Below are 755 nucleotides of genomic sequence, written 5' to 3'. Positions count from 1 at the left end.
GGTGGTAACGGTGGTAACGGCGGCCTCGGTGGTCTGCAGGGCGACGGGGTGACCCGGGCGGCTTCGGGTGCCGGCGGTGACGGCGGCAAGGGTGGTGCCGGTGGCGCCGGCTACGACGCGGTGTCCGCGGGTGCGGCGGCGGGCACCTCGGGTGGCAATGGTGGTGCCGGTGGCAAGGGTGGTGTGGCCGGTACCGGCTCGACCGCGGGCACCCACGGTGCCGGTGGTGTTGGCGGTAAGGGCGGCTCGGGTACCGACGGTGCCAACGGTGGCGCCGGTGAGGCCGGGAACGCGGTCCACCCCGATGGTGGTGCCGGTGCCAATGGTGGCAATGGTGGTAACGCCGGTGCCGGTGGCGCCGGTGGCCTCTCCGGTGGCGGCGTCCAAGCCGCCTCGGGCGCTAATGGCACGGCCGGTAAGGGCGGCAACGGTGGTGCCGGTGGCGCCGGCTACGACGCCGCCACGGATGGCACTGCCGCGGCCGGGACTTCTGGTGGCGATGGTGGTGTCGGTGGTAACGCCGGCCTGGGTGGTTTGCAGGCCGATGGGGTGACCCGCGCTGCGGCCGGCACTGCCGGTGTTGGTGGTGCCGGTGGTGACGGTAAGGACGGCACCGCGGGTGCGGCGGGCACCGCGTTCAGCATCGACGGTGCTGCCGGCACCGACGGTGGTAACGGTGGTAACGGCGGCCTCGGTGGTCTGCAGGGCGACGGGGTGACCCGGGCGGCTTCGGGTGCCGGCGGTGACGGCGGCAA

Annotated in this window: 1 pseudogene; it reads right to left on the bottom strand. The window is 74.0% G+C overall.

The features are described from left to right. A pseudogene (locus LI92_RS24060) lies at positions 1–755 on the bottom strand (hypothetical protein); the annotation flags it as partial.

This window comes from Mycobacterium sp. UM_Kg1, from assembly GCF_000972925.1.
GTDB lineage: Bacteria > Actinomycetota > Actinomycetes > Mycobacteriales > Mycobacteriaceae > Mycobacterium > Mycobacterium hiberniae.
Note: the sequence above shows the minus strand (reverse complement) of the source record. Positions and strands in the feature narration are given on the sequence as shown.